General features: G+C 67.9%; 4 protein-coding genes. All 4 read right to left on the bottom strand.

Annotation, left to right across the window (positions count from 1 at the left end):
• Positions 1-473: 473 nt before the first annotated feature.
• Positions 474-1,286, bottom strand: a complete 813-nt coding sequence (locus ACFQO7_RS37575; protein ID WP_376810863.1) for a hypothetical protein — start codon at positions 1,284-1,286, stop codon at positions 474-476.
• Positions 1,286-1,831, bottom strand: coding sequence for a SigE family RNA polymerase sigma factor (locus ACFQO7_RS37580; protein WP_376810864.1), 546 nt, complete (start codon positions 1,829-1,831; stop codon positions 1,286-1,288). Before ACFQO7_RS37580 ends, ACFQO7_RS37575 begins: the two co-directional genes overlap by 1 nt.
• A gap of 108 nt (positions 1,832-1,939) precedes the next feature.
• On the bottom strand, positions 1,940-2,821 hold the full coding sequence (locus tag ACFQO7_RS37585; protein WP_376810865.1) for a sigma-70 family RNA polymerase sigma factor: 882 nt from the start codon (positions 2,819-2,821) through the stop codon (positions 1,940-1,942).
• Positions 2,822-3,186: 365 nt separating this feature from the next.
• On the bottom strand, positions 3,187-4,476 hold a 1,290-nt coding region (locus ACFQO7_RS37590), incomplete at its 5' end, for a hypothetical protein (protein ID WP_376810866.1).

Genomic DNA, 4,476 nt, shown 5'->3' on the forward strand with positions numbered 1-4,476 from the left:
CCGGCCGCGCCACCCCATCCACCAACACCTCAACCGGACCCAGCAACCGCACCCGGACATCGCCGCTCATACGTACTCCTTCTTGATCGACAGCGGGACGGCCGCGACGGCACCCGGCGCTGCGCGCCGATACGCGCAAGCGGTCGCGGGCTTGGTCACCGGCGGGGGAGACCCACCAGCAGGCCGGGTACGGGAACACCCACCGGAAAGGTCGGGCAACTGGACGAGCCCGAGCGGCAGGCCGGGGGCACATGGAACGACGGCCGGACACCGAGGTACGCCCACGATCTCGGCCTCGTGCCGACACAGCAGCCCCGTCGCCACAGGCCCCGAAGCGAGGCAGCTCACCCGCGCGCCGCCAAGTCCGCCCACCCGACGACCACAGACCGGGTATCCACCGGGTCCGCATTGCCACATGGTTCGCACTGGTGTCGTTGGCCGCACGACAGCCTCCCCACCAACCCTATGCCCGTTTAGGGTAGGAGCCGGTCATCTCGGGCCAGTTCGGCGAGGGTCGTGGCAGAAAGGTCCGGCACTGTACGGGAACCGCCCCCCACCGCCGGGCTGGACGACGGCCACACCCCCAGGTCCGGACGCCAGCCGTCATGGGACCACACCAGCACGACCAAGCCTCCATCCAGCCATCGGACGGCCGTACGGGTGGCATCCGACGAGGCGACCCGAATACGTTCACCCCCGACGACCACCTCCGCGCAGTCGTTCTCCTTTCCACCGGTGAAGGTGGAAAGCCAGGCGGCGACATCGCGGGCGCAGAGGTCACCGCCGGCGAGGACCGCAGCCGGGTCGTTGGGCTTGAACCGGACCGTCATCGCGGTCAGCAGGCCCGAACCCTCGGAGTTCGACAACGCGATGCGCGTGCCGAAGACATAGGCATCCGGTGTCGCGCGGGCGGAGAGCATGACGAACTCGCTCCCTGGTGGCTGGCTGACGGCGAGCCCGGACGGGACCGCAGCTTTCATCACCTCGACCATGCGGGGACCATGCGCTCCGGCAATCATTGCTGAGGGCACCCGCGGCCGTGACGTCGTCGGCGACGACGGGCTCGTGCTCGCTTGACCCGTGGGATGGTCCGTGGCGGGCTGCACCGTGAGCAGGCTCGCGCCAACGGCGACCGCCGCGACGACGCCGAGTCCGGACAGCGATGTCACGAAGACGGCGCGGCGCTGGTGGGCGCGCCGCGCTGTCCTCAGCACGTCGCCACTGCCGCGCAGCGGCGGTTTGGGATGCTCGATAGCCTGTTGCAGCAATTCACGTACTTTATCCACTAATTCACCCCATCGCCACAGTTCACTGCGACACGTGTCCGCTCCAGCTCATCACGCAGCTGGCTCAACCCGCGAGCCGACTGGCTCTTCACCGTGCCGGTCGAGCAGTCGAGGGTCTCTGCCACCTGCTCGACGGACATGTCGGCCCAGTAGCGCAGGACCAGCACCGCACGGCGTCGCTTGGGCAGGCGCACCAACGCCTGGTGCAGGAACGACGCCTCCACTGCGCTTAAGCCACCGGTGGTCGCCGTATCCAGGTGGAAGCTGTGCGGCTCGACGGAGGTCTCGCGACGCCACGGCCGACGTCGCTCATCGAGGAACACCCGCAGCAGAACCTTGCGGGCGTACTGATCAAGCGCGGCGCGATCGTCGAGCCGGTGCCAGACCCGATACAGCTTGGTGAAGGTCACCTGCGTCAAGTCCTCCGCGAGATGCCAGTCGCGGCACAGCATGTAGGCGGTGTCCCGCAGCGCGTCGGCCCGGCTCTGATAGAAGCTGACGAACTCCGCCTCGTCGACGCGCTGTCCCCATCCCAACACTCGCATAGACGCGCTGCCCGTTCCTTTCCGCGTTCGACAGTCCGGCCCCCTCTGCTCCCCACGTAACCGTCGCCGGCCGAGGTTGCCTGATGCGGCGAAGCCTGTGTGCGGGACTCACGCCGCTACACGCTGCCGCCGACGGCGCAGCCATGCCCGCCGCTCCATGCGGACACCCTCGCGCAGCTTCTCCAGCGCCCGCGCCTCGATCTGCTGGACGCGCTGACGTGACAGGCCCATATGCCGGCCGACCTCGGCGGCGCTGCGTGGGACCTCATCATGCAAGCCATAGCGCAGGCAGATCAGCGTGCGTGATCGACGGTCGAGGATGTCCAGCATCTTGCGCACCATGCTCCGGTCGAGACCCGCCGCGACTATCTCCGCCGGGTCCGAGCCGCTGTCGGCCTGCCACAGGCCCGGGTTCGTCTCCTCGACGGTATGCAGCGACAGCGTGTGTTCCGACCACTTACGCAGGTCGCCCAGCCGCTCCGGGGTCACGCCGATCATCTTTGCCAGCGCCGCGTCCGCGGGCGTGTCACCGGCCGCTCCCAGCCTGCGTTCGGCCTGCCACATCTGCTGGATCTGCAGCATCACGTGATTCGGCAACTGGATCGTGAAGTTCTGCGCCGCCATGGAACGCAGAATCGCCTGCCGGATCCACCACACCGCGTAGGTGGAGAACTTGTACCCCCGCCGGTAGTCGAACTTTTCGACCGCCCGCACCAAGCCGATGTTGCCCTCCTGGAGCAGGTCGACCATGTCCATGTCGATGTTCGTGTAGCGGCGCGCGACCGAGGCCACCAACCTCAGATTGGACCGGATGAAGCGTTCCTTGGCCTGGTCCCCGTCGGCCACTATCCGCGCCAGGTCCAGCGGCGATGCCGCCGGATGGCCGGCGCCCCGGGCAAGCAGCCATTCCGCGTACAGGCCGGCCTCGATCATCTTCGCGAGTTCGACTTCTTCGGCCGCAGATAGCAGGGGCATCACGCCCACCTGCATGCCTGGTTGCTCTGGTGTCTCTGCCGCCCCAGAAAGCGACATAGCGGAACCATTGTCAAAGAGGATCATAATAACTCTCCATGTGCTCGAAACACGAGCCGCTGTCATCTGGCCGTCGCTCCTCGGATATCGCAGGGCAGATCGCGTCCCGAGCCGCCCCACAGGCCCCGAACCGGCGACGAGCGACACAGCGTGCTCGACACCTCGCCGATTTGGTTACTCAACGTGACAGCGAAGGCTGAACTCCCGCTGATGTGCTACTGACGACAGGCGTTCCCCTCCGTGCCACCGCCGGGTGCGTCCACCTCGCCTGGCTCCTCGCCGCCGACGTACCGAGGTCATCACCCTTCCGGGAGGATTCGGCGTCAGCGGGCCTTCGCCAGCCGCGCGTGCTCCGATCGGCGGGCGGCCGCCGGTGTCTGCGGCAGTGATCCGCTTCCCGCCATACCCATGATCGACATGATTCTCTGGCGCATGGGACGGGCCCAGCACTGCTCCGCCAACGCCAGAGCCTGCCGCAGGTTGCGGCGGGCACCCTCGACCTCGCCAATCTCCAGTAGAGCTTCGCCGAGCTGAAGCATCGTCTCCGCCTGCTCCAGGCGTGCTTGCGTTCCGTCGAGCACCTGGACCGTTTCACTGAGCAAACTGATGCGCCCGGACCCCTCCACCAGACTCGCCGCAGCCCGCATGGCGCGGGCCATCGCTCGGGGCGTGTGCCACATCTGGGCCGCCAGGGTGAACGCGGCTGACGCCAGCTGCGCCTCTTCTCCGCGACCCAGCAGCCTGAGGCACTCGATCAGCGGAGACCGCCAGTCCGGCGACAGCGGGTTGCGCAGGTTGAGCGAGTCGCACTGGCGCCGGGTGGCCAGCGCCCTGTCCAGGCCCCGTGTGACCTCGCCCTTGCTCAGGGCCAGCGCCATGTCCGCTTCGGCGAACGCCAGGTCAGTCATGGCACCGCGTAACGTCGTCCTCACCTGGGCCATCACCATGTCGGCACGGTCGTTCTCACCCGCCTTGAGCAGCGCCTGCACATAAAGGTTCGCGATTGCGGGCATGGCGGACGGGAGTGAACCGCGCGCGGCGGCCTCCCAGGCCACGCGGGAGTTCTCGATCGCCTCCTTGAGCGAACCCCGGCTGAGCATGACCGCCGCACGGGCGGCAGCAACCGTGGCGGACGCCTGCAAGGAGCCGGATCTGCGCGCCTGGATCGCGGCCGCTTCGATGGAGGGCAAAACCTCGGGCGCATCACACAGATCGAGCACCTGCCAGGCACAGGCGAGGGCACTGTCGGCAGCCGGCTCGGTGATCAGTCGGTCCTTTGCGATGGCACGCAGGGCGCGTTCGCGCGCAGAGGCCCGGTCGTTGCGGAATGCATCGTGCAGTGACAGGACGGCATCGAGGGTAAGCCCGCCTACCGAACCCTCGGTGGGCTCCACCACGCTCATCCGTTCGGCGAGGGCGGCAAGGCTCTGCAGGTCCGGGGAAGGATTGGTGAGGCCCATGACACCAGACCGCAGCACCTGCCGACTGGGCCGAGGCAGCGCCCCGCGGCGCTCCAGCTCCGACATGCAGGCGTCGACGGCGTCATGTGAGCGTCCGTTGAAGAACAGGGACAGGGCCAACGCCAAACCGATATCAGCACGCCCGGCCGCATC

It is taken from the genome of Catellatospora aurea (assembly GCF_042663325.1).
GTDB classification, from domain to species: Bacteria; Actinomycetota; Actinomycetes; order Mycobacteriales; family Micromonosporaceae; genus Catellatospora; species Catellatospora aurea.